We start from the raw sequence: 2,882 nt of genomic DNA on the forward strand, positions 1-2,882 counted from the left end.
TATTCTTAGCTAAATTCTGTATAAAATCGATATTTCTTCTAATGTAATTTAGCATACTTTATGAAACACAACGTTTGAGCATGTTTTCGTTGCTGTAAGGTACGAAACAGCCATGAAATATGCTTGTTGTTGTAGCCAGTTTTACATTTACCTTCCCCTATCTGCCAAAAGCTATCCAAAGCTTATGTTCAGCTGTTATTATATTTAACTCATTTTCCCAGTCAGATGAAAGATCTTTTTTCAATGTAGAAATTTTAATAATTTCTCCCCTATAGTTTCGATAATAAAAATATTCGTCCAAGTTTGTTATATTAGCTAAGATGTATTGTTTTAAAGGTATTTGCGCCAAGTACTCTCTAATGTTTGGGAAGTAAAAACTGTATTTAGGATATTTATCAGTCTTGTTTTTAAATAAACTTAGACTAAGCTGTCTTGTGTCTCCCATTAATTGTTCAGTATTAAAAAAAAACTGTTCTTTAATTTCAAAACGGGTGAAATCTGATGCTAATATTTCAGCTTTTAAAATGCTTAATGAGTCATATTTAACCTTTGTTTTGAAGTCTGAATAGTTGCCATAAAAATAACATATTACATTATTATTGATTAAGGTTTGAATTAAAGATTCAAGGTTTAAAACGTGAAATAATTCCTTCTCATTTTTTTCATTTAATACTCGCCATATTTTCTTAGAATATGAAACTGCACTCTCCTCTACATAAAAATAGGGGGAATAACCTTTTTTATTTTTTTTGTATTTAAATATTGGGTTTGCCGCATAGAGTTTTTTGTAAGGATAGTCTGATATTGGGTAAATAAATTCAAACTTTTTGTTGTGCGAATAATTTCGACGAACTAACAAAACTTGATTTTTATCCCAAACAGACCATACTCCAACTCTTTGACCATGATAAAACTCACCTGAAACTTTAATGTTATCATTTTCATACTTTTCTGTGTAATTACCATGAAAGCTATTATTACTAATATTAACCTCTATTTCTCTATTATCAAAAACGAAAACAGTGTCTTTACTATGTCTCAAATTAGCTACGTTAGTTTGATTTAAATTTATTGACCTTTTTTCCTTATTTGTTAATTGACGAACAATTCTAAATCCGACATACCGCGAAGAACTATCTTGAAATTCATACCTGAGGTTAGAGTGCAGCCCCATATACTCAAAGCTTAAATCAGGTTTGTCATGCAAATGGTATGATGAGCCGTAAATTGTTTTTCGTTTGAGAGAAGGAGGGTCTGTTTTTTTTGCATTATATAGATAATCATAAATTGAATACTTTGAATAATGTATTATGCTTTCGTCATACGTATTAAGGGCCCAGCATAATAAAGTATTATCTTCTAATTTGTATAAGCTGTCAAACGCAACCAACTGCGATAATAAAGGTAAATCGTACGCGTATTCTAAATTATTATTTTGAGCTTTATTTGTTAACCACTTACAATAATTCCTACCAGCCGCCCAGGAAACTCCGGGCATTGGCTCGTTTTGTAATGCTTCGCATTTAAAAATTTCGTTAATCAGTTTTTTATTTATTATGCCTGATTTTGGAATTTGAGATTGATAAAATTGTTTTGTAGAATCCTTTTTTATGGTAACAAGGTATTTTTTATATTGTGCAACAGTTACAAATTCTGAAATAGAAAATGCATTTACGTCTAATCTATGCTGATTTCCTATGCTATCAATCATGTCTGATGTTGAATGAGGAATATCAATTACTGTGTTTGGAACTGGATAATACATTTGACTGCATAACGTGAACTGAAGGAATATAACAACAGAAATAAATAGAATTTTTAAAGGCATACTAACAGCTTTTTTAAGTTGTTCTTTGGTTTTACATTGTAAATACTATTGATAATTTTAAATTATCCTTTCGCTATTGGCTACAACGCTTGTGTAAAAAGTCGTTTTAATGCTTTTTTACATTTTGTTATCTATCTTTTTACTTCCGCTGAGTGATTTACTTTTTTAGAGTAATAGAGACAGTTATGTTTATTTTTACTTCCAAATTTGTAAAATAACAGATAATTCTCATATTCAACAGATTTAGAGTAGACACTTTCCTTGAAAGTAATTGTTCTCATTTCTAGGCCATTTCCTGTGTTATTAAGTAAAGTTCCTTCCGAATAAGCATGATTGATAGAGCATGCTTTATCACGAGTGAAATTTATAGTATCATTTAAACAGTACATTCCCATTGTGGGCATATCATTATATGGTAAACTCCAATTATGGATATTTCCTGAGATAGTAATAATTTTACTTTCAGGGAACTTTAATTTCTGATTCAGAATACCAAGATACATAATGCTGTCTCTTATTTCACCTTCTACAACATTATCGAAGAAAAATAGATTTATACTGGTGTCTTTTGTACAGTTTAGAATTAAATCAAACCAGGCCTGCCCATTCCTGCCATCTATATTTTCTTTAGAAAAAAACACTGAATTTAATAGGTTTTCTTCGGTCGGGTTTTTAATAAAGTTAGATAATTCATCAGTTGGAATTTCAAGGCCTACAGAAACGAACCCTTCATTTTTTACAATCACTTTTGCCAATACATCAACTAAACCTGCAGGTTCTTGTGTTCCATGCATTTCACCAACCATTATTAATTCAAATTTAGAAATGGCAGCATACACTTCTGGTCGCGAATTCACATTGCTGTCTATTTCAATAGCATTTTCTTTAATGTACTCTCCAAAGTCTTGATTAAATGCACAAAATGGCAATAGCAGAAATATTGATAATAGCAGTTTCATTTTTTTATTTATTGTAGATAACGCCTGGCTATGTTTCTGTTTGCTTTACTTAGCACAAATGTAATTAGATAACCGCCAAGACATTGTTTAGCTAA

Annotated in this window: 2 protein-coding genes; both read right to left on the reverse strand. The window is 30.3% G+C overall.

Annotated elements, in window-relative coordinates:
• Window positions 1-157: 157 nt before the first annotated feature.
• Window positions 158-1,828, reverse strand: coding sequence for an SUMF1/EgtB/PvdO family nonheme iron enzyme (locus DNU06_RS17305; RefSeq protein ID WP_111064761.1), 1,671 nt, complete (start codon window positions 1,826-1,828; stop codon window positions 158-160).
• A gap of 131 nt (window positions 1,829-1,959) precedes the next feature.
• Window positions 1,960-2,787: a hypothetical protein gene (locus DNU06_RS17310; RefSeq protein ID WP_146239320.1), complete on the reverse strand. Its 828-nt coding sequence runs from the start codon at window positions 2,785-2,787 to the stop codon at window positions 1,960-1,962.
• Window positions 2,788-2,882: the final 95 nt, after the last annotated feature.

Source organism: Putridiphycobacter roseus (assembly GCF_003234935.1).
Lineage (GTDB): Bacteria > Bacteroidota > Bacteroidia > Flavobacteriales_D > Crocinitomicaceae > Putridiphycobacter > Putridiphycobacter roseus.